This window comes from Halalkalicoccus sp. NIPERK01 (assembly GCF_030287405.1).
In the GTDB taxonomy this organism is placed as follows: Archaea; Halobacteriota; Halobacteria; order Halobacteriales; family Halalkalicoccaceae; genus Halalkalicoccus.
The window spans coordinates 376,193-400,145 of record NZ_JASVVV010000003.1; the positions used below are offsets into that span (position 1 = coordinate 376,193).

25 protein-coding genes are annotated in these 23,953 nt (G+C 67.3%); 7 read left to right on the forward strand and 18 right to left on the reverse strand.

Annotated features, from left to right (window positions below; translation table 11 throughout):
• The first annotated feature begins 112 nt into the window (after positions 1 to 112).
• Both QRT08_RS11540 and QRT08_RS11545 read left to right on the forward strand, forming a co-directional pair.
• Entirely contained in the window at positions 113 to 1,753 is a 1,641-nt protein-coding gene (locus QRT08_RS11540) for an MFS transporter (protein ID WP_286046102.1), read from the forward strand.
• Positions 1,754 to 1,975: 222 nt separating this feature from the next.
• Positions 1,976 to 2,626 carry a helix-turn-helix domain-containing protein gene (locus QRT08_RS11545; protein ID WP_286046103.1) on the forward strand — a complete coding sequence of 217 codons (651 nt, stop codon included), beginning with the start codon at positions 1,976 to 1,978 and terminating at the stop codon, positions 2,624 to 2,626.
• Between the two features lie 186 nt (positions 2,627 to 2,812).
• Here QRT08_RS11545 and QRT08_RS11550 read toward each other — a convergent pair whose 3' ends face one another.
• Both QRT08_RS11550 and QRT08_RS11555 read right to left on the reverse strand, forming a co-directional pair.
• Positions 2,813 to 3,820 (reverse strand): deoxyhypusine synthase, encoded by a 1,008-nt coding sequence (locus tag QRT08_RS11550; protein WP_286046104.1) that lies wholly within the window; start codon positions 3,818 to 3,820, stop codon positions 2,813 to 2,815.
• Between the two features lie 970 nt (positions 3,821 to 4,790).
• Positions 4,791 to 5,510 (reverse strand): helix-turn-helix domain-containing protein, encoded by a 720-nt coding sequence (locus tag QRT08_RS11555; protein ID WP_286046105.1) that lies wholly within the window; start codon positions 5,508 to 5,510, stop codon positions 4,791 to 4,793.
• A gap of 194 nt (positions 5,511 to 5,704) precedes the next feature.
• Between QRT08_RS11555 and QRT08_RS11560 the strand changes: the two genes are divergently transcribed.
• The gene (locus QRT08_RS11560; protein ID WP_286046106.1) at positions 5,705 to 6,106 is read left to right on the forward strand and encodes a DUF7344 domain-containing protein; all 402 of its coding nucleotides are present in this window, start codon (positions 5,705 to 5,707) and stop codon (positions 6,104 to 6,106) included.
• A 36-nt stretch (positions 6,107 to 6,142) separates the two neighbouring features.
• Here QRT08_RS11560 and QRT08_RS11565 read toward each other — a convergent pair whose 3' ends face one another.
• Genes QRT08_RS11565 through QRT08_RS11595 form a run of 7 tightly spaced genes read right to left on the reverse strand, consistent with a single transcriptional unit; the run spans position 6,143 to position 11,694 of the window.
• On the reverse strand, positions 6,143 to 6,904 hold the full coding sequence (locus tag QRT08_RS11565; RefSeq protein WP_286046107.1) for a Nif3-like dinuclear metal center hexameric protein: 762 nt from the start codon (positions 6,902 to 6,904) through the stop codon (positions 6,143 to 6,145).
• Entirely contained in the window at positions 6,882 to 7,721 is an 840-nt protein-coding gene (gene speB, locus QRT08_RS11570; protein WP_286046108.1) for an agmatinase, read from the reverse strand. The genes QRT08_RS11565 and speB overlap by 23 nt, the downstream gene beginning before the upstream one ends.
• Positions 7,721 to 8,098 (reverse strand): translation initiation factor IF-5A, encoded by a 378-nt coding sequence (locus QRT08_RS11575; protein ID WP_286046109.1) that lies wholly within the window; start codon positions 8,096 to 8,098, stop codon positions 7,721 to 7,723. The genes speB and QRT08_RS11575 overlap by 1 nt, the downstream gene beginning before the upstream one ends.
• A gap of 44 nt (positions 8,099 to 8,142) precedes the next feature.
• Positions 8,143 to 9,213: an aminotransferase class I/II-fold pyridoxal phosphate-dependent enzyme gene (locus QRT08_RS11580; protein ID WP_286046110.1), complete on the reverse strand. Its 1,071-nt coding sequence runs from the start codon at positions 9,211 to 9,213 to the stop codon at positions 8,143 to 8,145.
• Between the two features lie 24 nt (positions 9,214 to 9,237).
• Positions 9,238 to 9,636: a GNAT family N-acetyltransferase gene (locus QRT08_RS11585; protein WP_286046112.1), complete on the reverse strand. Its 399-nt coding sequence runs from the start codon at positions 9,634 to 9,636 to the stop codon at positions 9,238 to 9,240.
• A 30-nt stretch (positions 9,637 to 9,666) separates the two neighbouring features.
• On the reverse strand, positions 9,667 to 11,331 hold the full coding sequence (locus QRT08_RS11590) for an ABC1 kinase family protein (RefSeq protein WP_286046113.1): 1,665 nt from the start codon (positions 11,329 to 11,331) through the stop codon (positions 9,667 to 9,669).
• Between the two features lie 6 nt (positions 11,332 to 11,337).
• On the reverse strand, positions 11,338 to 11,694 hold the full coding sequence (locus QRT08_RS11595; protein ID WP_286046114.1) for an Hsp20/alpha crystallin family protein: 357 nt from the start codon (positions 11,692 to 11,694) through the stop codon (positions 11,338 to 11,340).
• Positions 11,695 to 11,900: 206 nt separating this feature from the next.
• Between QRT08_RS11595 and QRT08_RS11600 the strand changes: the two genes are divergently transcribed.
• Positions 11,901 to 13,127, forward strand: a complete 1,227-nt coding sequence (locus tag QRT08_RS11600; RefSeq protein ID WP_286046115.1) for a molybdopterin molybdotransferase MoeA — start codon at positions 11,901 to 11,903, stop codon at positions 13,125 to 13,127.
• Positions 13,128 to 13,130: 3 nt separating this feature from the next.
• Here QRT08_RS11600 and QRT08_RS11605 read toward each other — a convergent pair whose 3' ends face one another.
• Complete coding sequence (locus QRT08_RS11605) at positions 13,131 to 14,363, reverse strand: MFS transporter (protein ID WP_286046117.1); 1,233 nt, start codon at positions 14,361 to 14,363, stop codon at positions 13,131 to 13,133.
• A 231-nt stretch (positions 14,364 to 14,594) separates the two neighbouring features.
• Here QRT08_RS11605 and QRT08_RS11610 point away from each other — a divergent pair, with 231 nt between their 5' ends.
• Positions 14,595 to 16,508, forward strand: coding sequence for a molybdopterin biosynthesis protein (locus QRT08_RS11610; RefSeq protein WP_286046118.1), 1,914 nt, complete (start codon positions 14,595 to 14,597; stop codon positions 16,506 to 16,508).
• Here the strand turns inward: QRT08_RS11610 and QRT08_RS11615 are convergent.
• The 8 genes from QRT08_RS11615 to QRT08_RS11650 all read right to left on the reverse strand — a co-directional run bounded on the left by QRT08_RS11615 (position 16,488) and on the right by QRT08_RS11650 (position 21,942).
• Positions 16,488 to 17,141, reverse strand: coding sequence for an HAD family hydrolase (locus QRT08_RS11615; RefSeq protein WP_286046119.1), 654 nt, complete (start codon positions 17,139 to 17,141; stop codon positions 16,488 to 16,490). The two genes, QRT08_RS11610 and QRT08_RS11615, sit on opposite strands and share 21 nt — an antisense overlap.
• A gap of 47 nt (positions 17,142 to 17,188) precedes the next feature.
• A complete protein-coding gene (gene lwrS / locus QRT08_RS11620; protein ID WP_286046120.1) occupies positions 17,189 to 17,560 on the reverse strand; it encodes an LWR-salt protein in 372 nt (123 codons plus the stop codon).
• A gap of 90 nt (positions 17,561 to 17,650) precedes the next feature.
• Positions 17,651 to 17,926: a 4a-hydroxytetrahydrobiopterin dehydratase gene (locus tag QRT08_RS11625; protein WP_286046121.1), complete on the reverse strand. Its 276-nt coding sequence runs from the start codon at positions 17,924 to 17,926 to the stop codon at positions 17,651 to 17,653.
• A 48-nt stretch (positions 17,927 to 17,974) separates the two neighbouring features.
• Positions 17,975 to 19,303, reverse strand: coding sequence for a glutamyl-tRNA reductase (hemA, locus tag QRT08_RS11630; protein ID WP_286046122.1), 1,329 nt, complete (start codon positions 19,301 to 19,303; stop codon positions 17,975 to 17,977).
• Positions 19,300 to 19,944, reverse strand: a complete 645-nt coding sequence (locus tag QRT08_RS11635; RefSeq protein ID WP_286046123.1) for a precorrin-2 dehydrogenase/sirohydrochlorin ferrochelatase family protein — start codon at positions 19,942 to 19,944, stop codon at positions 19,300 to 19,302. Before QRT08_RS11635 ends, hemA begins: the two co-directional genes overlap by 4 nt.
• 160 nt (positions 19,945 to 20,104) lie before the next feature.
• A complete protein-coding gene (ahbB, locus tag QRT08_RS11640; RefSeq protein WP_286046124.1) occupies positions 20,105 to 21,181 on the reverse strand; it encodes a siroheme decarboxylase subunit beta in 1,077 nt (358 codons plus the stop codon).
• 48 nt (positions 21,182 to 21,229) lie between these two features.
• Complete coding sequence (locus QRT08_RS11645; protein WP_286046125.1) at positions 21,230 to 21,631, reverse strand: DUF5778 family protein; 402 nt, start codon at positions 21,629 to 21,631, stop codon at positions 21,230 to 21,232.
• Between the two features lie 116 nt (positions 21,632 to 21,747).
• Positions 21,748 to 21,942: a cold-shock protein gene (locus tag QRT08_RS11650; protein WP_286046126.1), complete on the reverse strand. Its 195-nt coding sequence runs from the start codon at positions 21,940 to 21,942 to the stop codon at positions 21,748 to 21,750.
• A gap of 170 nt (positions 21,943 to 22,112) precedes the next feature.
• Between QRT08_RS11650 and uppS the strand changes: the two genes are divergently transcribed.
• Together uppS and QRT08_RS11660 are read left to right on the forward strand one after the other, a co-directional pair.
• Complete coding sequence (uppS, locus tag QRT08_RS11655; protein ID WP_286046127.1) at positions 22,113 to 23,006, forward strand: polyprenyl diphosphate synthase; 894 nt, start codon at positions 22,113 to 22,115, stop codon at positions 23,004 to 23,006.
• 51 nt (positions 23,007 to 23,057) lie between these two features.
• Positions 23,058 to 23,906: a helix-turn-helix transcriptional regulator gene (locus QRT08_RS11660; protein WP_286046128.1), complete on the forward strand. Its 849-nt coding sequence runs from the start codon at positions 23,058 to 23,060 to the stop codon at positions 23,904 to 23,906.
• Positions 23,907 to 23,953 lie beyond the last annotated feature (47 nt).

Below are 23,953 nucleotides of genomic sequence, written 5' to 3' on the forward strand. Positions count from 1 at the left end.
ATCTAAAACAGTAGACCGCTGTATGCCCCGAGATGGGTCTGCTTCCAACGGGAGTTCTCGTCCCCCTACGGACTTTGAAACGGGAGTACGATACTGGGCCCCGGCGATCGCCGTGAGTCTGACGACGTTCATCGTGGTCGTCAACGCGTCCCTGATGAACGTGGCGATCCCCACGATGGTGGCGGAGTTCGATACCTCGGTCACCGTGATTCAGGGGGCGGTTTCGCTCTACTCGCTGGTGATAGCGGCGCTGATTCTCCCGGCCGGTACGCTGCCATCTCGGCGTAGTCCTCGGCGCGTAATGGCGGTTGCACTGATCGTCTACGCCGGTGGAACGCTGGTGGCGGCGATTAGCTGGAACACGACGATCCTCTATCTCGGCTGGTCGCTCGTCCAGGGTTCCGCGGCCGCCGTGATATTTCCCCTGACGTTCACTGTACTGACGGTCAGTTACGAGGACGATGACCGGGCGAAGGCGTTCGGACTGCTGGCCGGCGTGAGCGGGGTCGGATCGACGCTCGGACCGATCATCGGTGGCGCACTCACCACGTACGCGAGTTGGCGGTGGGGATTTACGCTCCAACTCGTCGGTGTGGGGGTTATTCTCTACTTCGTTCGATACGTGCGTCCGAATCCGCTGTCGGAAACGCGCGGTTCGCTGGATAAAGGCGGGACGGCGCTGACCATCGTCGGCGCGACGTCGCTCGTCACCGGGTTCCTTCTCAGCGGGAAGTACGGGTGGTTGGTCGAACGGCGGCCGTTCTTCGTCGGCGAGATGCAGTTCAACCCGCTTGGGACGTCGCCGGCGATCTGGCTCCTTGGTGTCGGATTGCTCGCGTTCGCCGCGTTCGTTCAGTACGAACGCCACATGGAACGTGCGGGGAAGTCGCCGCTCGTCCCGCTGCACGTCCTGACGAACCGATCCTTTTTAGCCGGTGTCATCACGTACAATGTTCGCTCGATCGTCTCGGCTGGCTTCCTGTTCATCTTTCCGGTCTACCTTCAGGCGGTACTCGGATCCACCGCCTTCGAAACCGGGGTCGCGTTGTTACCGTACTCTCTTACGTCGGTCCTCTTTGCGGCGTTTACGACCGACTGGCGCAAGTACGTCTCGCCGAAGACGCTCATCCAGGTCGGTATCGTGTGTATCGGCCTCGGACTGGTGCTGTTGTACGAGCAGACGGGCCCCGATCAGACGATCGGCAGGATGGTCATCCCGGTGGCGCTGTATGGAACCGGCGTCGGACTCATACTGGCACAGATCTCCAACATGACGATGTCGGCCGTTCCGACCGCGGACTCCGCCGAGGCGTCCGGCGTCCTGAACGTGAGCAGTTCGATCGGATTCGCCATGGGGACAGCAGTCGTCGGCTCGTACTTTCTCGGACACTTCTACGGTGGTGTCGTCGACAGAGTGCTCCGAGCGGAACACGTGACCGTTTCGACGGAGCAACGAAACGAGCTGGTGATCGCTCTCGAGGACGCAGCGGAGACGGCAACCGAAGCCACCCAACAACGCTTCCTGGACCAGCTCACTCCGACGCAACGACAACTGCTCGAGGGTATCTTCGAGGCCGCGATGTTCGACGCTCAACGGGCGGCGCTGCTCCTCCTCGTGCTGTTCGTGCTGCTCCTGCTCATCGCATCGACGTTCCTGCCGCGGCAGATACCGGACGCCGACGAACGAACCGACGACTCCGAATCACGCCGAGGTTCGATACGTGAGACGTCTGAAACGGCCGTGGAGGATTGATCGAAACGCCGAACCGAGCCATGAACAGTCGGTAGTAGTTCGGCCTCGGCACTCATAGGGCTCGTCATCGCGCGCTGCCTAGACGCGCTCGGGAGGGTGCTCGTCATCGGCCGGTTGCGACTACCCGCGGCGGGGGCAAGACGGTTGTCCTTCCGGGCACGTCGGCCCCCTCGGATCTCGGCGAGCGATAGGTGTATGCTGATCCGAGTGCCATAGGACGTGATGAGCACCGTCATCGAGTTCACCGTTCCCGCGAGTTCCTGCGCGCTCGGCCGGTCGCTGGGCGGCGACCCCGATGCGCTCCTCGAACTCGATCGGGTCGTGCCGACCGACGACACCGTCATGCCCTTCTTCTGGGTGTGGCACCTCGACCCCGAGGCGTTCCTGGCGGCCGCCGAGACCGAAGACGCGATCGAGCGGATCACGGTCGTCGACCGAGTTGAGGACGGGGCGCTCTTCGCCGCCCGGTGGAACCGCGAGGCCGCCCGCACGCTCTTCGCCATCGTCCGGAGCGGCGGGACGCTGCTCGACGCGCGGGCGACGTCCGAGGAGTGGCACTTCGAGATCCGGTTCGACGACCGGGCCGCCACCACCGAGTTCCGGACGTTCTGTGACGAACGCGACGTTCCCCTGTCGCTCACCCGGATCTCGACGTCGGTGTCGCCCGAGACGGAGCGATACGGCCTCACCGCGGAACAGCGCGAGGCGCTCTCGGTCGCGTATCGGCGGGGCTACTTCGAGGAACCGCGTCGGGCGACCCTCGGGGACGTCGCCGAGGAACTGGGCATCTCCGCGCGGGCGGTCGCGGGCCGACTCAGACGCGGCCAGGCGACGCTGCTCGAACGCACGGGGCTGGCGGCCTCTCCCCCCTGACGGTATAAACCTCTTCAGCGGTGAACGGATAGGCCGATGCACCCCGCAGTCCTATGCTCGCCTGCGGCCCGACGAGTTCCGTAACTGGGTGTCGACCGTGGTGCTCGTTTGGATGCTCGTGTGTCACCGCCGTCCGGGTCCCGCGACCGATGTCAGAGGCACCATTCAGGGATTCATCCACCTTCTCTACTGTTCGACCCGTTCGCGGGCCGCCGCCACGACGAGCGGCAGGGTGATCGTCGCGTCCGCGTAGACGGAGGCGTTCTCCCCCGCCTTCTCGATCTTGCCCCACGACCGGGCCTCGTCGAGCGTCGCACCCGAGAGCCCGCCCGTCTGCGGGGGGTCCATCGTCAACTGGACGGCGTAGTCGTAGGCCGTCGGCGTCACGAGCATCGTCTGCAGGACGTAGTTCTTCGGGACGCCCCCGCCGACGACGAACGCGCCCGACCGGTCGGCGTGGTAGGCGAGGTCGTTCAGGTGGGTCATATCGGAGAGCGCGTCGAGTGAGAACTCGGAGGTCTGGGAGTACATCCACGCCTGCAGGCCCAGCACGGAGTCCTGAATCGCCGGACAGTAGATCGGCACGTCCTCCTCGTAGGCCGCCGCGGCGATCCCGGCGTCCTCGTCGATCCCCTCTTCCTCGTTTACCGCGGCGGTCGCCCGACCCAGTTCGGCCGTGAGTTCCCGGATCGAGACCGTTCCCTCGAACGACGGGAACACCTCCTCGCGGAGGTGGGTTTCGAGCAGCGTGAAGTGTTCCTGGGGCAGGTAGACGTTGTAGATCCGGTCGACCCACTCGTCTCGGAGGGTCTCGTCGTGATCGCGCTCGGTGCCCTCGCCGTCACCGTGGACGGCCCCGTGGTGGTGTTTGCCGCCGATCCCCTCGATCGCGTCGTGGGTGAGGTTCGCGCCGGTCGTCACGAGCGCGTCGACGTAGCCGTCGCGGATCAGGTCGACGACGAGGCGACGCATCCCCGTCGGCACCATCGCGCCCGCCAGCCCGAAGAAGACGCTGACGTCCCTCTCGCCGAACATCCGCTCCGTGATTTCGACTGCGCGATGGAGGTCGGCCGCGCCGATCCCCGCGTTGCCGTACTCCGCGGCGAGTTCGCCGACGCTCATCCCGGCGTGAACGCTCGTGTGGCCGATCGGGTCGTGCGCGAACTCCTCGCGGGGTGGTGTCTCCTCGGTCATATCACGTCTGGACGCGCGGCGGGTTTCAACCGTTCGATGAAACACCGGAAAGGGGAAGGGGGAATAGCCATGGGGGGACGACCCCCGCATCGGATGGTACGGGTCGTCCCGCCGGTTCGCCGTCGGGGTCGGTCTCTGCCAGGATACCGACCCGGGCGAACGTGGGTCCGATGTGTGTTGTCGACCGATCTGTACCCCTCCGTTCGGGTCAGCGGACCCGGACGGGGAATACACTACCCACCACTCGCCGATAGCGTATTACTATCCACCAGTTAATTACGCGTATTATGAATTTATTTTTATTATATACCGATTAGTGACCCATTTATCGGCCCGAACCCCGACGATTTTTGTCACGTTTCGGCTCGGACTAAAAGGCGACATCGGGTGGCTATAGCCACACGAAAGAGCCGCAAGGCACGTCAGAGCACCTCGCAAATCATGAGTGCAGGACTCGGGCTGAGGACGACGCCAGAGGCACTCTGAGACCCTTCCTCCTTGTCGGATGTTTTACACGCTCTCTGGCGCACTCTTTCCGTCCAAAGTTGGTCAGTTGCGATAGCAAGGAGATGAGTGGGTCTGTATCGGCGGGCAGGTCGACACAGAACTGGCCTCAGCAAAGGATCACCATCATTTTTAATTCGATTGAATGTGGCTGTAACCGAGTCCGCCACCGATACACCCCACTCGCAAATATCTATGTAGGTCGTATTCGTTAGTACGGTATCACAAAGGAAGGAAGTGGCCGTTCGGTCATGTATCCTCCGTAAATGGGTGGGAAATTTCCTACCCGAACAGTACTCGGTGTGTCGTCAGGGATCTGTTCGAATCGGAAACGGTAGCGAGGGTAACTAACCAAGCAACTCGCTCGCTGTCGAGACTCCGTTCTGATCCTCGTTCGTCTCCAGAAGGGAATGACTGTCGACCATATCGACAGCATTCGACCAGCAACAAAGAGGGGAGCCCGTCGTCAGCCATCTGGTGGGGTGATGAGAACCGCATTCTCCGCTAACGCCTTATGTGCCCGGCGAAAGCGATTCGAGAGGGCCTGTGAGGAGATCTCGAACTCCTCCGCTAATTCACTCAGCGCCGTTTCCCGTGGAATCTCGTAGTATCCTGATCGCAACGCTGCAACCAGCGTTTCACGCTGAGTCTCCGTGAGCACGGCATGCAAGTCGGTTGTTGGAGACGAGGGACGATACAGTCGAGTGAGATCGAGCTCGAACTCGTTCGCCGTGATGTAATCGCTGAACTGGGTGAGATCATCCTCCGAATCGAATCGGAGTTGCAGCTCCCAGCGTTCGTTACGGCCGGTCGCAGAGAGGAGGATCGCCCCTGTCTCAGTATACGCGTAGACGACCGATTCGACGTCCCGGATCCAATTCGCACGATATAAGACCGCGGTCTCGAGTTCGTCGATCCTCGTGAGGTCTTCAACCGATGGATCGTCCCTCGCTGCGGCCTCGAACGTCTCGTGATCCCCGTCAGAGGTCCAGAAATACGGCATGATCCGATCGGGGCCATGGGAGACGACCCGTTCGACCTCGACGATCATGTCCGTCGCCGTGCTGAGTGTCTCGTACAGGGCAAATTGGTCCGCTGGGACGGTAAATTCAGCGATAATACTCATGTAATCACCATAGGAGTACACTACACCGTCAAACAAGAAGGCATAAATGGGTTTGTGCATCAACCTCGATGATTTCAATAGTCGATGACGTAGGTACGGCTCAGCGTCTGCCGTCCGAGAGGTGACGGGGTATAGGAACGCGACTGAGACCGCTGCGCTCATAACCTCTCGGAGGTGGGCGCTCCTAACAGGTGCCTCTGACACAATGAACCGGTATTCACCAGCCGAACGTCGACACACACGGAGTGGTAACGATGAGTAGCGACATCGAATCAGTTGTTTCCTCTGAAAGGGATGTCTTTGGCGGGGCAACAGCTCACTCAGCCGTCTTCGAGGCGCTTTCATCGCAGTCGTGCCGCTATATCATCTACTATTTCCTGGCGGCATCCGACTCCAGTATCTCGATAAGGGAGTTGGTCACAGGGATTCAAACGCTTGCAGCCCACGAGAGCAAGCGACCGTCACTGGTCGGCGGTGCTGCTCTCAAATCACTCCTTATTGAGAGGGCGATCCCGCGGCTCGAGCAGCTCGATGTGGTCGAATACGATCCCCGAAGCGGGAGCGTTCGGTACCATCGACAGCCCTTCGTCGAAGAGTACGCCGAACACGCGGCCTATCAAGAATTAGCGTCGGATTTCGTTGAGGAGTCACTGTAGCGCGATTCCACGAGCGTATTTCAGGCTGGACTATGGCTACATGCCCGTCGGGGCGTCGATCCACGTCGTTTCGAGCCCCCAGTCGTCCGCCAGCGCCCGCAGCGATCGGACGCCGAACGTCTCGGTCGCGTAGTGGCCCGCGAGGACGACCGTCACGCCGGCCTCCCGCGCCTCGTGGTAGACCTTCTGTTTTCCCTCGCCGGTCACGAACGCGTCTACACCCCGTTCGACGGCCTCCGCGAGCCAGTCGGCCCCGCTCCCGGTGACGATCGCGACGTCCTCTACGTCCTCTGGACCGAAATCCAGCACGCGGACGGCCCCTCCGCCGGTGTCGAGGTCCGAGAGCCGGTCCTCGAGCCCCGCCGCGCTGTACGTCGAGGACGCACGCCCGGCCAGCCCGATCGTCTCGGACTCGAGCGACCCGAACGGCTCCCGACTCCCGAGTCCGAGGTGGTCGGCGACGCCGGCGGCGTTCCCGAGGTCGGGGTGGGCGTCGAGCGGGAGGTGAGAGACGTACAGCGCCATGTCGTTCTCGATCAACGCGGCGATCCGGTCGTAACTCCGACCCGTTACTCGCTCTATGCCGCCCCACGAGAGGCCGTGATGCACACAGAGGACGTCCGCGCCCGCCTCGGCCGCCCGATCGATCGTCTCGCGTGCGGCGTCGACCGCGAAGGCGGCGTGGTCGAGTTCTCCCTCGCGGCCGACCTGCAACCCGTTGGCGCTCGCGTCGATCCCGTCGAACGCCTCGGTCCGGAGGCGGTCGTCGTAGCGCTCACACAGTTCCGTCAGTTCCATGGGCGTGTGTAGCGACGAACTCCCTGAGTAACTTTCCACCGAGCGCCGCCGCCTGGCCGTCGTCGCGGTCGTTGACCTCGACCACGTCGAACCCCACGCAGTGGGGTGCCGCGGCGCGGACGACCCCGCGCATCTCCCGCGGCGTCAGGCCGAACGGCTCCATCGTGCCCGTCCCCGGCGCGAACGCCGGGTCCGCCCCGTCGACGTCGACGCTCAGGTAGACGTCCCTCCCCGCGAACGGATCGCGCTCCCCTTCTTTGACCGCCCGGAGCCACGCGCCGACCTCCTCGGGCGGGACGACGGTAACGTCCTCCGCGGCGGCGCGGTCCCACTCCTCCTCGCTCCCCGTTCGCGCGCCGACGACGATCGCCTCCTCGGCGGTTTCGAGCGCGCGGCGGGTCACGCACGCGTGGGACCACTCGTCGCCGTCGTACTCCTCGCGGAGGTCGAGGTGGGCGTCCAGACAGACGAACAGGTCGGGATCGGTCGCGTCGACGCCCGCGGCGCTGACGGTGTGCTCGCCGCCCAGAAGCAGGGGGACGGCGTCGTCCCAGACGACGTCCCGAACCACGCCCGAGAGGTGCTCGACGTACTCGGCGGCGTCGGTCCAGGCGCGGACGTCGCCGTGGTCGTGAACGGAGAGGTCCGAGAAGTGCCGGTCGGTACGCCGGTCGTAGTCGTCGAACGTCTCGGCGAACCGCCGGATCCGGTCGGGGCCGAACCGGGCTCCCGGCTGGAAGGTCGTCGAGACGTCGAGCGGCGCGCCGACGATCGCGTAGTCGGCGTCCTCGCGCGCGGTCGACGCGCCGGGGAACATCAGACGATCTTCCGCTGCCCTTCCATCTCGAGGAACTCGATGCTGTCCTCGGACGAGAGGTCCGCGTCCGAGGGGGTGCTGATCGTGATCGTCTCGTAGGTATCGAGGTCCATCACCTGCGCGACGGTGTCGCTCTCGACGTTGATGACCTGCCCCTGCTTTCGCTCGATTATCGGTACTCTAATTTTTGCGTCGACGGGCTGGGAGAAACTGCGTTTCTTGCCGTCGAAGACCCCCTTGCCCTCGACGCGGGCCTTCGCGCTGCCGTGTTTGCCCGGTTTCGCCGTGCTGTAGTGGGTGATCTTGCACGCGGCACCGTCCATCATCACATAGCCGCCCTCCTGGAGATCGCGGACCTGCTTTTGCTGCGTTACCATGCGCTTCGCTACCCACGGTAGCTGTATAAGTGGTTTGGAACGCGCTACTCGTGGTCCTCGATCACACGCCCGACCCGCGTCAGTCCCTCCTCCAACTCCGCGGTCGGAAGTCCGAAGCCGATCCGGAAATAGTCCTCGAACCCGAAGAACTCCCCCGGCGCGAGCACGACGCCCTCGGCCTCGACGACCGCTCGACAGAACTCCTTCCCGGAGTCGAACCCGTCGGGGACGGTCACGAACCCGTTTACTCCCACTGGATCGTGCCACTCCAGCCCGTGTTCGTCGATCCACTCGGCGACCATATCGTGGTGCTCGCGCGCCAACTCGCGGTTCTCCGCGAGGATCGCCCCCTCCCGCTCGCCCAGCGCCTGTCTCGCGACGTGCTGGCCGAAAACGGAGGGCGAGATCGTGGTGTAGTCCTTCCAGCGCACCGCGCCCTCGATCACCTCCTCGGGGCCGGCGATCCAGCCGAAGCGCAACCCCGCGAGGCCGTAGGCCTTCGTCAGGCTCGCCGTGCTGATGCCGTGTTCGCCCATCGACGCGACGGGGGGGAGGGGGTCCTCACAGAGCAATCGGTAGACCTCGTCACACAGCAGGTAGGCGTCGTTCTCCTCGGCCAACTCGTACAGTGCTTCCACCGTTTCCTTCGAATGATATCTTCCGGTCGGGTTGTTCGGGTTGTTCAGCACGAGCAGGCGGGTCTCGGGGCGGATCGCCTCCGCGACCGTATCGACGTCGAGCCCCCAGTCGGGTACTGAGAGGCTCACCCGCGAGACGTCACAGATCGACTCGGGCACCGCCGAAAGCGCCTGGTAGGTCGGCGTGACGACGACCGTATGGTCCCCGGGTTCGAGCAGCGACCGGAAGACGAGGTAGTTCGCCTCCTGGGTCCCACAGGTGAAACAGACCTCCTCGGCGTCGCGACCGTAGCGCGCAGCGATCTCGGCACGGAACTCGGGATCGCCGTCCGTCGGGATCACGTAGCCGAGTTCGCCGGGGTCGGTGTCGAAGCGGTTCGCCTCCAGACTGCGGATCCCGCTCTCGGCGAGCATGATCTCGGCGTCGTGTTCGTACTCGTCGAACCAGCGTTCGAGTCCGAAGGGCGCGATCTCCATAGCGGGGCTACGTCCGACCCCACCTCAACCTTGCCGATCCATCCCCACCAGTTCGGGCGCGCACGTCTCGAACCCGAATCGCTCGTAGAACTCCGGAACGTTCGCGATCAGGTTGACGTAGGCCGTCTCGGGGGCGTTGTCGTCCAGATACGCGAGCAGTCGTTCGACCACTCGCCGGCCGAGGCCCTCGCCTTGGTGATCGGGGTGAACCGCGATATCCACGAGTTGGTAGACGGTGGCGCCGTCACCGACGATCCGTCCCATCGCGACCGCTTGCGTCCCCTCTCGTACAGTTACCGCGAACAGCTCGTTGCCGAGCCCGCGGCGAGCGGCCTCCTCGGTGTGGGCGTTCAGACCGGCGGCCCGGCGAAGCGAGACGAACTCCGCGGGGGTCGGCGGTTCGGTTTCGATCTCGTAGGTCACGGTCGTGGGGAGTCGCTATCGGTCATGGGTTCATTCCTCGCGCCGTTGGCGCATGCTCTGGCGGGTGAACTGCGGGCGCGCGCGGATCCCCTTGCGGCGCTTCGTGAAGGAGCGATAGAGCACGTAGACGATGAACACCGAGAGCAACGCGGGGACGACCGCGGGCTGCCACGCCCGAAACGAGTAGATGATGGACGTCGAGATCAGCGTCACCGAGAGCAGTAGTCCATAGATCAGCCGCTTGGCGAACCGGTCGAAGACGTCGTTCGGGTCCTCGATGTCGACGTTGATCGTGACGTCCCCGCGTTCGAGCTGCGCGAGCGTTCGGTCCGCGGTCTGAGGCAGGCGGATCGACGCCTGCGTCGACTCCCACAGTTCCCGGCCGGTCTCCTCGGCGAACTGACGGGCGGTCTCCTCGCGGTAGCCCTCCTCGGTGAGGTACTCCGTCGCGGTCTCGATGAAGTCGAAGTCGGGATCGAGCGTGACACACACCCCCTCGACGACCGTCGCGACCCGGAGGACGAGCGCGAGGTTCGACGGGAGTCTGAGGGGGAACTCGTAGATCGTGTTCTCGATCTGGCTGATGATCTGGTTGACGCGGTACTGCTCGATCTGCTCGCCTCGAACGTCCGCGATGGCGAGTTCCATCACGTCGCCCATCACCTGCCGGTCCGCCTCCGGGCTCAGGGTACCCATCTCGATCAAGGTATCCAGAATGGCGTCGATGTCCTGGTTGGCCACGGCGATGTAGAACTCGACGATCTTGTTCTGGATGAACGAATCGACCCGCCCGCTCATCCCGAAGTCGTAGAAGACGATCGCCCCGTCCTCGCGAACGGCGAGGTTGCCCGGGTGGGGATCGGCGTGGAAGACGCCGTCGTCGACGATCATCTGGAGGTACGTTCGTTGAAGGGTCTCGGCGAGTTCGTGGCGGTCGATCCCCCGCTCGTCGAGTTCGCGGACGTTGCTGATCTTCGTCCCGCCGATGTACTCCATCGTGAGCACCCGCCCCGTCGAGTGGGTGTCGACGATCTCGGGGATCAGAACCCGGTCGTTGTCCTCGAAGTTGGCGCGGATCTCCCGGAGCATGTCGGCCTCCCGCTCGTAGTCCATCTCCTCGCGGATCGTCTTCGCGAACTCGTCGGCGAGGTTCTCGAGCGAGAACGCCTGGGCGTCCTGGACGAACCGCAACAGGAGCGGCAGCGAGAACTTGATCACCCGCAGATCGGCCTCGATCAGCGACTCGATCCCCGGCCGGCGGACCTTGACCGCGACGAGCCGATCGTCGATGTACGCCCGGTAGACCTGCCCGAGGCTCGCGCCGCTGATCGCGTTCCGGTTGAACTCCTCGAAGCGCTCCTCGACGGGCCCGAGGTCCGTTTCGAGAACCCGTCGGGCCTCCTCCCACTCGGCGGGGGGCACCTCGTCCTGCAGTTTCGAGAGTTCGTCGATGTACGCCGGCGGGAGGACGTCCGGGCGCGTCGAGAGCAGTTGGCCGAGCTTGATGAACGTCGGCCCGAGGGTCAGCAGCGACTCCAGCAGGCGGTTGGCCCGCTCGCGCTGGGTCTCGACGTCGACCTGCCGGGCGCTCCCGAAGAACACGAACCGATTGCGATCACGCGTATACGCCCACAGGAGCGGGAGGAACTGCCACGCGACGACGAAGAACCGTCGGTACGCACGGAGCCGTACCATCCCCGCCTAGGCGTCCTCGATGGGGATGGTCGTCGCCTCGGCCGGCTCACGACGGGGGACGTACAGTTCGAGCACGCCGCGCTCGATCGTCGCGTGGGCCTCCTCGCCGATCGCGTCCGGGGGCAACGGGAGGTCGACGTCCAGAAAGAGCGAGCGCTCCTCCCGGAGGTACTCGAAGCCCTGCGGGGCGTCCTTCTCGCGGCGGGCCTCGATCCGCACCCGGCGGTCCTCGGCGGTGACCTCGGTGCTCTCGCGCGTCGCGCCCGGCAGGTCGAGCACCACCAGGTACTCCTCGTCGCGTTCGAGCAGATCCGCGAAAACGGCCTCGGGCAACTCCCGGAGTGCCTCGCGCAGCGCTGACATACCCGGCGCTACGGCGGCGGGGGCGAAAAAGCCCGCGGTCACGCGCCGAGCACGAACGCGGTGCCGACCGGCGATCCGGGTGCGACGGCCGTGAGGACCGCGAGCACGGGGACGGGGAGGGAACGATCGCCGCCGGACCGCACGGTCCCGTGAGACGAGCGTGTCGACGACGTGTGCTTTTGGTCCCGCGCCCGCAACCCACCTACATGAGCCACGACGACCTCCGACACGCGGGGTTCAAGGAGCGAACGCGCGTCGAGGCGGCCCGCGAGCGCCTGCTCGATCGGGTCACGCCACACGACCGGACCGAGCGCGTCCCGCTCGCGAGCGCCGACGGCCGCACGCTCGCGACGACGGTGAGCGCCCCCAACCCGGTGCCGGGCTACGACCGGGCGGCGATGGACGGCTACGCGGTGCGCGCCGAGGACACCTTCGGCGCGAGCGACCGCTCGCCGAACCTCCTGCGGGCGGGTGAGGAGATCGGCCCCGACACCGCCGTCCGCGTACACACCGGCAGCGAACTCCCCGCGGGGGCCGACGCGGTCGTGATGATCGAGCAGGTCAGCGAGGTCCGCGACGAACTCGAAGTCAGCGACGCCGTCGCCGAGGGCGAGAACGTCGGGCCAGTAGGAGAAGACGTCTCGGAGGGCCAGACGCTCTACGAGCCAGGACATCGAGTTCGTCCCTCGGATCTCGGCCTCCTCAAGTCGGTGGGGCTGACCGAGGTCGAGGTCCGCGAGCGGCCCACGGTCGCGGTGGTCCCGACGGGCGAGGAACTCGTCCAGTCGGATCCCGCCCCCGGGGAGGTGATCGAGACCAACGCGCTGACGGTCTCGCGGTTCGTCGACCGCTGGGGCGGGCGGCCCACCTACCGGGAGATCGTCACCGACGACCCCGAGGCGCTGCGGGCGGCGATCCAGCGCGACCTCACGAAGGACCTGATCGTCACTACCGGAGGATCCTCGGTGGGCGAACGGGACCTCATCCCCGAGGTCGTCTCCGAGATCGGCGAGGTGCTCGTCCACGGGGTCGCCCTCAAACCGGGCCACCCAGTCGCCCTCGGTATCGTCGAGGACACGCCCGTCCTGATGCTGCCGGGCTACCCCGTCGCCTGCATCGTCAACGCGGTGCAGTTCCTCCGGCCCGCGCTCAAGCGGGCGGGCGGAATGCCTTGCGAGGACCACCCGACGACCGAGGCGCGTCTCGAACGCAAGATCAGGAGCGAACCCGGAATCAGGACGTTCGCACGGGTGAAACTCGATCGTGCGGGCGGGGACGGCGATGAGACGACCGCCCGCCCCACCCGCGTCAGCGGGTCGGGCGTCCTCTCGAGCGTCGCGCTCGCGGACGGCTGGGTGGTCGTCCCCGAGGACCGCGAGGGGATCGCCGAGGGCGAGACCATCGCCGTCGAGGACTGGGAGTGGTCGGCATAGCGGTTAGCGCCGTCCACCCGCGAGGTTCGCCGCCTCCGGGCGCGCGCGCAGACGGAGCATGGCGAGCGTCCCGAGCACCGGACCGACCGCGAGGATCGAAAACGCCCAGCGCCAGCCGACGGCGGCCGCCGCGACCGGGACCAGTTGGATCGACACCGTCGTGAGCGAGAACCCGATCGCCGTCTGTATCGTCAGTGCCGTGCCGACGTAGCTCTCCTCGGCGAGTTCGGTCACGCAGGCGGAGAACTGTGCGGAGTCGGCCACGACGACGAACCCCCACACCAGAACGAAGGGCGTGAGGAGGGCGACCGGTGCGCCGAACAGCACGCCGGCGGCGAGACAGGCGCTCGCGCTGGCGACCATGCTCGCGCTCGTGATCGTCGTCCGTCCGAGACGGTCGGCCGCGAGGCCGGCGAGTACGGCGCCGACCCCGCCGACGGCGATCGTCCCGAACGCGATCAGCGACGCCCACTCGGTCGATGCGGTCGTCCCGTTCGCGGCCAGACTCGCCGCGAGGTACGCCGGAATCCACGTCCAGACGGCGTACAGCTCCCACATATGGCCGAAGTAGCCGCCGTTCGCCAGGAGCGTCGGTCGATCGCCAAGGAGGCGGCCAACGGCACGCGGGTCGAACGGCGCGGCCGGCGACTGGTAGGGCCCCTCCTCGACGACCAGCGTGAGCAGGCCGCCGACCACCGCGAGCCCCGCCGATCCGTACAGGACGGCTCGCGCGTTTCCGACGCCGCCCAGCGCCCGGAGCAGGTGCGGGAGCGCGGAGCCGACGGTGAGCGCGCCGACGAGGACGCCGATGGCGAACCCCCGCCCCGCACGGAACCAGCCGGCGATCAGCTTCATCCCCGGCGGATAGACCCCCGCCAGCGCTATGCCGGTCAGGAACCGGAGAACGATCGCCGGGGCGGCCGCGTCGACGAACGCGGCGATCGTGACGGTGAACGCGGCCCCGAGCAACGCGGATCCCGCGACCAGCACCCGTGGTCGGATCACGTCCGAGAGCGTGAGCGTGGCCGACAGGAGCGCGCCGACGACGAACCCCAACTGGACGGCGATCGTCAACCACGCCGTTTCGGCGGGCGAGAGCGCCCACTCGGTGGCGAGTTCGGGCGCCGCGGCGGTCACGCTGAACCAGAGCGACATCACCAGCAGTTCCGCGATCGCTATCACGCCGAGCGCCCGATATCGTCCGCTCTTCTGCTCGTGTGCCACTACGGTCTCCATCGTATCCGGACCCCTCTCCCGGCCATTCTCCGTAGAGGATAGTATCTGGTCGTATATCCGCCTCGCGGCGGTTTCGTTCGCCGTCTCTGACGGCAATTCGGCGTCTAGACCGACCCTTGAAGCCGCTGGCTTTCCCAGTGTGAGTATGCACGTTACGGTGGCGGTCACGGCCATGCTCGGGAGCCGACCGGATACGACGCGATCGGACGACCCCTGGGGAGGGATGCGAGTATGACCGATCGAAAGGAGTTCCGCGACCTCGTCCCCCCAGAAGAAGCCCACGAGGCGATCGCCTCGCTCTCGCTTTCGAGCGGGGCCGAGGAGGTTTCCCTGCGCGAGGCCCGCGGGCGGGTTCTCGCCGAGCGGGTCGACGCCGCGCTCGACGTGCCGGGGTTCGACCGCGCGAGCATGGACGGCTACGCCGTGCGCGCGCGCGACACCTTCGGCGTGGACGAGGCCGACCCCGCGGTCCTCGATCTGGCGGGCGCGGTCCACGCCGGCGAGGAACCCGACGTGTACGTCGAGGCGGGGACCTGCGCCGAGATCTCGACCGGAGCGGTGATGCCCGAGGGCGCCGACGCCGTGGTGATGGTCGAGCGGACCGACGAACGCGCGGAGCGTGGCTCCGCGGATGGATCGAGCGGTGAAACCGCGAGACGCGTCGAGGTCCGCACCTCGCTCGCGCCGGGCGATCACGTCATGCTCGCCGGGGCCGACGTCGCCGCCGGCGAGCGCGCGCTCGGGCCCGGAACCCGCCTGACGTCGAGGGAAATCGGCCTGCTGTCGGCGCTCGGGATCGATTCGGTCCCCGTGCGCGCGAAACCGCGCGTGGGGATCGTCTCGACGGGCGACGAACTCGTCCGCCCCGGCGAGGAGGTCGAAAGCGAGCGCGGGCAGATCTACGACGTCAACAGCTACACGATCGCGACCGCCGTCGAGGAAGCGGGCGGGGAGGCAGTACTGTATCCCCACGCGGGCGACGACTACGACGAGATGGAGCGCGTGCTGGTCGAGGCCGCCGCCGAGTGCGATCTCGTGCTCTCGTCGGGCTCGACGTCGGCGAGCGCCGTCGACGTGATCTACCGCGTGATCGAGGAGCGCGGCGACCTCCTGCTCCACGGCGTGGCGATCAAGCCCGGCAAGCCGATGCTCGTCGGCGAGTTCCCCGACTCGGCGTACGTCGGCCTCCCCGGCTATCCCGTCTCGGCGCTCATGATCTTCAGGCACTTCGTCGCCCCCGCCATCCGCCGGGCGGCAGGCCTGCCCGAACCCCGCACGGCGACCGTCGACGCCGAGATGGCCGTCGAGGAGCGCTACGGCGAGGGCCGCACCCGCCTCATGCCGGTCGGACTGGTCGAGAGCGCTGGAAAGGGGGCGCTCGCCTATCCGGTCGACAAGGGTTCGGGCGCGACGACCAGCCTCGTCGAGGCCGACGGGATCGTCGAGGTCGGTCCCGACACGGCCTACCTCGGTGCGGGCGAACCCGTCTCTGTCACGCTGTTCTCGCCCGAGGTGCGCCCGCCGACGGTCTTCGGCGTCGGCGAGGACGACCCCCTCCTTTCGAGCGTGCTCGACGGCCTCGACCGGCCGCGCTACCTCGCGATCGGGAGCCGACAGGGACTCCGCCGCCTCGACCGGGGTGTGCCCGACTTCGCCGCCGTCTCGGGACCGATCGAGCGCGAGGCCGACGCGGTCGAACTCGGCGGCTGGACCCGCGAGTGGGGGCTGGTCGTCGGGTCGGGCAATCCCCGAGGGATCGAGGGGCTCGCGGACCTCGTCGACCGGGACCGCCGGTTCGTCAACCGCCCAACGGACTCGGGGCTCCGGACGACACTTTCCGCCGCCATCGCCGACCTCGCCGAGTCGCACGGGGAGTCGCGTCGAGACCTCGAGGAGCGGATCGACGGGTTCGAACTCGCCGCCCGCGCCCACGAGAGCCCCGCGAGGAAGGTCGCGTCCGGGAAGGCCGACGCCGGTCTCGGGCTGCGCGCGACGGCCGAGAAGCTAGAACTGGACTTCGTTTCGCTGGGCGAGGAACGGGTGACGGTGCTCGCGAACCCCAACAGGCTCGAGAAACGGGGCGTCGAGGCGCTTCGAGAGGCGATCGAGAACGCCCCTGCGGAGCTACCGGGCTTCGAGCGCTGAACCGAGATCGAGTTCGGAGAAGCTCCGCACGCGGTGGTCGCCCAGCACGCAGACGCCGCGGTTCTCGGCCCCGTGGCGCTCGACGTGGATCGCGTCGAGGCCGGCGTTCCACGCCGCGCCCACGTCGTTCGCGCCGTCGCCCGCGAGCACGCCCCGGCCGGAGACGCCGAGGTCGCCGACGGCTCGCTCGACGGGCGTCGGGTCGGGCTTCCAACCCAGGGCGTCCGAACAGCAGACGACGGTGTCGAACCAGTCGGCGATGTCGAGGCGCTCTAGGACGGGTTCGGTGAGGAACGGCTGACAGTGCGTGACCAGTCCGACGGGTTGGTCGATGTCGGCGACGAACGCCGCGTCCTCGTAGAGCGTGGTCGCCTCGACGCGCTCGGCTGGCGTTTCGACCGCGTCGAACGCGGCCCAGAAGGGCCCCCGGTCGAGGCCGAGCGCGGCGATCTGCGCCTCCCGGTCGCCCCCGAGGCCGTACCAGAGGCTCCGCGCCTCGGCGTCGGAGAAGCCCCGACCGAGGCGCTCGCCCACGCGGTCGAACGTCTCACGGACGTAGGACCACTCGACGTCGACGAGCGTGCCGTCGAGGTCGAGCAGCCAGAAGTCGTAGTCGTACGCGCTGCCGGTCATCGAGGGGCCTAGCTACGCGCTCGTGAACATATGAGGCTGTCGGCCCCCTACTCCACCTCGATCGAACTCCCGAAGTACTTGTTCAGCACCTCGTCGGTCGAGTCGGCGTTGAACTGCCCGAGGTCGGCGGCGATCGCCTCCTTCAACGCCGCGTACCCCTCGGCGGTCGTCTCGAAGCGGCGGTACTCGACGGCCTCGACCGGGACGCCGAGCGCCTCCTCCGCGAGTTCCCGGAGGTGCCCCGACGCGTTCGCCTCGCCGCGCCAGAGGTTGTCCCGGAAGAACAGCCAGCCCTCCTCGCTTGGCGGGTCGGCCTCGCGGTAGAGCGTCGTCCCGAAGGTCGACGGCTCGACGCGAATCCCCTCCGGATCGAGTCGAAACCGCACCGAGAAGACGTACCGGCTCATGCTGTCGGTCATGGGCGTACGACCTGCAGCGTGATTCGACGGGCACCGGCACGAGTCTCGCCCGTCGGCTCCACTCGATTCACGAAGATATGACCGACAGTATCACGCCCCCTCGTTGACCCGTCGGGCCATCTCGACGTCCTGGTCGGTGATTCCGCCCTCCTCGTGGCTCGTGAAGCGGACCTCGACCTCCTCGTAGCCGACGATCATCTCCGGGTGGTGGAACTCCTCCTCTGCGAGCACGCCCACCTCGCGGGCGAACTCGATCCCGTCGAGATAGTCGTCGAACTCGAACGTGCGGGTGATCTCCTCGCCGTCGCGCTCCCAGCCCTCGGGGAGCCGGTCACGAATCTCCTCGTCGTCGAGTAACTCTGCCATACCGGACCCTCGACGCGAGGGCGGATAAAAGTCAGCCCGCGGGTTCGATCAGTCGTCGTCGAGGCGGGCGGCGATCCCCGGGGGCATCTCCGAAGACCCGTCCGGGCTGACGCCCTCCGGCGGTCTCGGGGTCTCGCCGTCCCCGTCGTCGGTCGGATCGAACAGCTGGATCGCGGCGTTGATGGTCTCCCAGTCGTCCTCGGCGGCGGCCTCCCGCAGGCTCCGCGTGGGCGCGGCGAGCAACTGGCCGACGAGGGCGTCGGCCATCGCCTCGACGGTTTCCCGTTGGTCGTCGGTCAGCCCGCCCTGCGCTTCGAGCTTCGAGAGCGCGGTCGCCACCTCCGCGCGCTTTACGCGCTCCGCCCCCGCGTACATGCCGCCGATCACGTCGTCGGCCTGCCCCCGTTTGAACTGTTCGAGCAGGTGGTCGAGTTCGCGCTCGACCATCGCCTCGACCCGCGAGGCCGCCGCGGCGCGCTGGGCCTCGGTCCGCTCGGTCACGCGCTCGAGGTCGTCGAGGTCGTGGACCGTCACCGACTCGGCAGCGTCGCTCGCGGGGTCGATGTCGCGCGGTTTCGCGAGGTCGACGACGCAGGTGCCCGGGTCGAACGCGCCGGCGTCGAGCACCGGGTCGTCGCTGCCGGTCGCGGCGATCACCACGTCGACGCCTGCGACCGCCTCCTCGAGCCCGTCGAGCGAGCGCGCCTCGGCCGCTATCGGGAGGTCCGCCGCGACCCGTTCGGCACGCGAGCGGGTTCGGTTCGCGACGACGAGCCCCGAGAGGTCGTACCGCGAGAGCGCCCGCGCGGCGAGCGTCCCCATCTCGCCGGCCCCGATCACGAGCGCGCTCGCGCCGTTAATCTCGCGCTCGTGGGCGACCATCGAGACGGCCGCGCTGCCGATCGAGACGACGCCCTCGTTGATCGCCGTCTCGGTGCGTGCGCGCTCGCCGACGTGGATCGCCTTCAACAGGGCGTCCTCGAGGACCTCCCCGAGCGCGCCGACGCCGCGGGCGTCGGCGTAGGCCTCGCGCACCTGGCCGATGATCTGGTCCTCGCCCAGCACGAGCGATTCGAGGCCGGCGGCCACCCGGAGGAGGTGCCGGAGGCTGGCCTCGTGGGTCGACCAGCGGACCGCCTCCTCCGGCAGGGGGTCGACCCACCGTTCGAGCGCGGCCCGGCCCGTCGCCGGGTCCGACGCGACCACGTACGCCTCCGCACGGTTACACGTCTGGAGCGCGAACGCCTCGCACACCCCGTCGCGGGCCAGTAGCTCCTCGACGAGTTCCGTCTGGTCGAGGTGACAGGCGGCGTCGATGGTGTCGACCGAGGCGGTCTCGTGGGTGATCCGAACGCCCGCGATGACGCCGCCGCTCACGACGACTCTCCCCCCGTCTCGACGCTGTCGATCACGTCTGCAACCACTTGCGGGCGCTTCGTGTCGCCCCTACGTAAATCCTTCCAAACCGCCGACGAGGAGACGACCGCCCGGAGCGCCTCCCGGCGCCGTTCCGGCGGGAGGTCGGCTAGCTCCTCGCGCAACTCGGCGGTCAGGTCGGCCATCTCGCCCGCCCCCGCGAGTTCGGGTTCGATCCGCTTTCTGAGCTCCCTGCTCAGCGCCGGACTCCTCGCACCCGTCGAGATCGACACCACCACGGGGTCCTCGCGGATCGTCGCGGGGACGACGACGCTTCCCGGCTCCCGGGAGCCGTGCGTGTCGGCGCGGTTGACCAACACCCCTCGTTCCCGCGCTTCGCGTTCGATCGCGGCGTTCAATCCCTCGTCGTCGGTCGCCGCGACGACCAGCGCCGGATCGGCCCGCTCGAACCAATTCGGCACCTCCTCGGACGTCGGCGCGGCCCGGATCAGTTCGCTCCCGTCGAACTCCCCCGCGAAGTCGGGACTCACGACGAGGACGCGCGCCTCCCGCGAGAACCGCCGGGCCTTCCGCGCGCCGACGCGTCCGCCGCCGAATACCAGCACCGTCTGGTCGGTGAAGTCGTGAAGCAGCGGGATCATGGTGACCCACCTTTTTTCCACTCGGGTTCGCTTCGCGAACCGCTCGTGCAAAAAACCTGGACGAAAAAACACCGCTCGCTCCCGACGGTCGTCACCGGCGGCGAAGCCGCCGGTTTCCAGCGGGACCGTCGGTCCCGCGCGGCTCGCGGTCGCAGAACAATCACCCCTCTCCCTCGCTCGTGTTCGCGTCGGCGCGCTCCTCCAACCGGATACCGGTCTTCTTCAGGATGCGTGTCGAGAACAGCGTGTCCCAGTCGTCGTCGCGCACGTCCCAGAACTCGTTCATCGTCTCGCGCACCTGCTCGATCCGGTCCCTGCTCTCCGCCTCGCTTCGGCCGTGGGTCATCGCGAAGAAGTCGTACGGCCAGACGCCCTCGTGGCGCGGGCGCTCGTAACAGTGGGTGACGAACGGGAGGGAGGCGACCGCGGGGCCGACCTCGCTCACGAGGTCGTCGGGGACGTTCCAGACGGTCATCCCGTTCTCGGTGTAGCCCAGCGCGTAGTGGTTCGGGATCACGCCCACACGCCGGACCTTTCCCTCCTCGTTGAACCGCTTGATCGTCGCGCGGACCCAGTCGGGATCGGCCCCGAGCTCGGCGGCGATCGCCTCGTAGGGGTCGGCGACGACCGGGAACCCCCCCTGAATCGCCAGCACGAGGTCTCGCTCGTCGGGCGTCAGCGTCCCGCGGCCCGACGGTTCCACGTCGGAGCCGAGATGCGAGAGGTCGATATCGCCCTCGGGGATCGGCCCGTCGAGCATGAACTTCGCCTCGACGCGGAACTCCCGTCTCTTGGGCAGGTCGTAGGTCCTCTCGCCCGTTTCGGCCTCGATCGCCGCGAGCACCTCCTTGACCCGGTCGGGGTCGGCGACGCTCACCACGAACCACATGTTGAGGTGGGGGTGCTCGCGCTCGTAGTTGTGCGCGACCTCGCGGTGGGCGTTGACCGCCTCCGCGACCTCATCGAAGCGCTCCTCGGGGGCGTGCATGGCGACGAGCGTCGCCGTGCCGCCGATCTCCTGGGCGTCGATCAGCGCGCCGAAGCGCGTGAGGACGCCCTCCTCGTCCAGCCGTCGAGTGCGTTCGAGGAGGTCCTCGCCGTCGGTCTCGACGCCCCGAGCGGAGAGCGCCTCGGCCGCCCGCTCGAAGGGGCGTTCACAGACCGGAAACCCGCCCTGAAAGGCGTTGAGCAGGGCGCGGTCGACGCGGTCGAGGTCCTCGACCTGGGCCCGAGTCATACGCCACGCTCGGGGTTCGGGTGGGATAAGCGTCGCGTTCGTCTCCCCCTATTCCTCGACGCCGGTCACGTCGAACCCAAGCTCGCGGATCCCCTCGAGGATCGCCTCGTGATCCGCCGACGCCTCGTAGTAGAAGACGACGTCGAACGTGCCCTCGCGCAGGAGTTGTTGGCACTCCCAGACGAACTCGTCCCCCTCGATGGTCAGTCCCTGGTGCTGGTTCGACGCGAAGTTCGTGTCGTCGGTCCCCGAGTAGACGTAGGTGTCGCGCGGGTCGTGGCCCGCCCCCTCGGCGATGACCTCGCCGATGTCGACGGTCGCCTGGTGCATCTCGATGTCCTCGGCGCTCCCCAGATCGGTGTGGACGATCGCGCCGACGAGTTCGATCTCGCCGGGTTCGAGCAGCCGTTTGGTCCGTCGATAGAGGTCGTCGTCGAGCGTCTCGCTCATACGGTCGGTGGGCGCGCCGGCCCTATACCGTTCACGGTCAGCGTCGCTCGCGGCGCGTGAAAATGACAGAACGTGGTTCACGGGCGGATGCCCCGGACTATCGCTGGAAGCGCCGATTACAGCCGCTGCAGGTTGACCGCTCGCGGGCCCTTGTCGGCCTGCTCGATGTCGAACTCCACTTCCTGTCCCTCTTCGAGGTCCGGGCCGCCGACGTCTTCCATGTGGAAGAACACGTCCTCCTCGGAGTCCTCTGTGTCGATAAAGCCGTAACCGCCGGTGTCGTTGAAGAAATCAACCGTACCTTTCGCCATTGCAACTCCCCGTTCGACGCCCACCCTTAAAAATGTGCGCACGTATCGGCCGGGCACGAGGCGATACCATCGGTTGCAACTGGTCACACCGGTCGCAGGACGGTCACGACCGGTGTGTAATGGCTTGCAACCGACAGTATCATTGTTTCGGGTGGCGTCGCCGGAGATAGATGGTATCGCTCGCACGCTCGCTCGGTTCCCGCGTGTACGAGAACCTCCTCCTGCGCGAGATCGACGACGGGCCGACCCACGTCGCCGTCATCCAGGACGGCAACCGCCGATACGCCAGGAAACGCGGCACCGAGACCTCCGACGGGCATCGTGCCGGCGCACGGACCACCGAAGAGGTGCTCAACTGGTGTGAGGAACTCGGCATCGAGGAACTCACCCTCTACGCGTTCTCGACCGAGAACCTCGAACGCCCCCCCGAGGAGCGAGAGGCGCTCTACGACCTGCTCTGTGAGAAACTCCGGGAGTTCGCGGACGCCGAGCGCGTTCACGACGGCGGCGTGACGATCCGCGCGCTCGGGAACCTCGCGCTCCTCCCCGAACGCGTCCGGGAGGCCGCCCGCTACGCCGAGGAACGGACGAACGAGTACGACACCTTCGTGCTCAACATCGCGCTGGCCTACGGCGGCCGGGCCGAACTGCTGGGCGTCGCCCGCGACGTCGCCCGCGCGGTCGAGGCCGGCGGCCTCGCTCCCGAGGAGATCGACGCCACCCGGATCGACCGGCGGCTCTACGACGACGAGGTCCGCGACGTCGACCTGATCATCCGCACCGGCGGCGACGAGCGCACCTCGAACTTCCTGCCGTGGCACGCCAACGGCAACGAGGCCGCCGTCTTCTTCTGTGCGCCCTACTGGCCGGAGTTCTCGAAGGTCGACTTCCTCCGCGCGGTCAGAACCTACCAGCACCGCGAGGCCTCGTGGCAGCGGACCAAGACCCGCCGCGCGCTCGCGCTCGTCGGCGCGCTCTCGGACGTCGACCTCCCGAAGGCCCGGAACGTCATCGACGGCGAGGGCGACGCCCCGGTCGAGGCCCCGAAAGCGACCGATCGGTAACGCCCCCGAACGCGACCCGAACGCTATTGTCGATGGATGCGTACTGATACCATGGACCTCACGTTCGACGATGGCGACCGGAACGGAGCCAACGGCGGACTCGGCCCGCCGTCGGCGACCGACGACGTCGCCTTCCTCACCCGGTCGGCCCACCGCATCGTCGCGCTCGACGCGCTGGCCGACCGCCCCCGGGACCGGCGCGAACTGCGGGCGCTGACGGGGGTGTCGGCCTCGACGGTCTGTCGGACCCTGCGCGAGTTCGAGGCCCGGCGCTGGATCCGCAAGGACGGACACCGCCACGAGGCAACCCAGTTGGGTGCGTTCGTCGCCAGGGGGACGGTGGAACTGATCGAGCGAATCGAGACCGAGCGACGACTACGGGACGTCTGGCCGCTGCTCTCGATCGAGGAGGACGACCTCGGCATCGAGGCGCTCGCGGACGCGGTCGTGACGGTCGCGGCGGCCGACGACCCCTACCGGCCGGTCAACCGGTTCGTCTCGCTGCTCCGGGAGACGGAACGGTTCCGCTTCGCCGGGCCCGAACTCGCGCTGCTCGAACCCTGCAGGGACGAACTCCGACGGCGGATCGTCGACGGGATGGCGACGGAGATCGTCGACCCGCCGAGCGCCGCCAGACACGTCCTCTCGACGTACCCCGAGCACTGTGCGGATCCCCTCGAGAGCGGCAACCTCGCCGTTCTGGTGTGCGACGGCCTGCCGGCCTACGGGCTCTGTCTCCTCGACGACCGGGTCGGGATCAGCGGCTACGACCCCGACAGCGGCACGGTCCGGGCCCTGATCGACACCGACGCGCCCGCGGTCCGCGAGTGGGCCGAATCGACCTACGACTCGTATCGCCGGAGGGCGCGGCCGCTCGCCGTCGAGACCGCCGTCCCCTGAGACGCCAACGGGGGATCGGGACCGTCCGTCCACCCGCCGGATTGCAG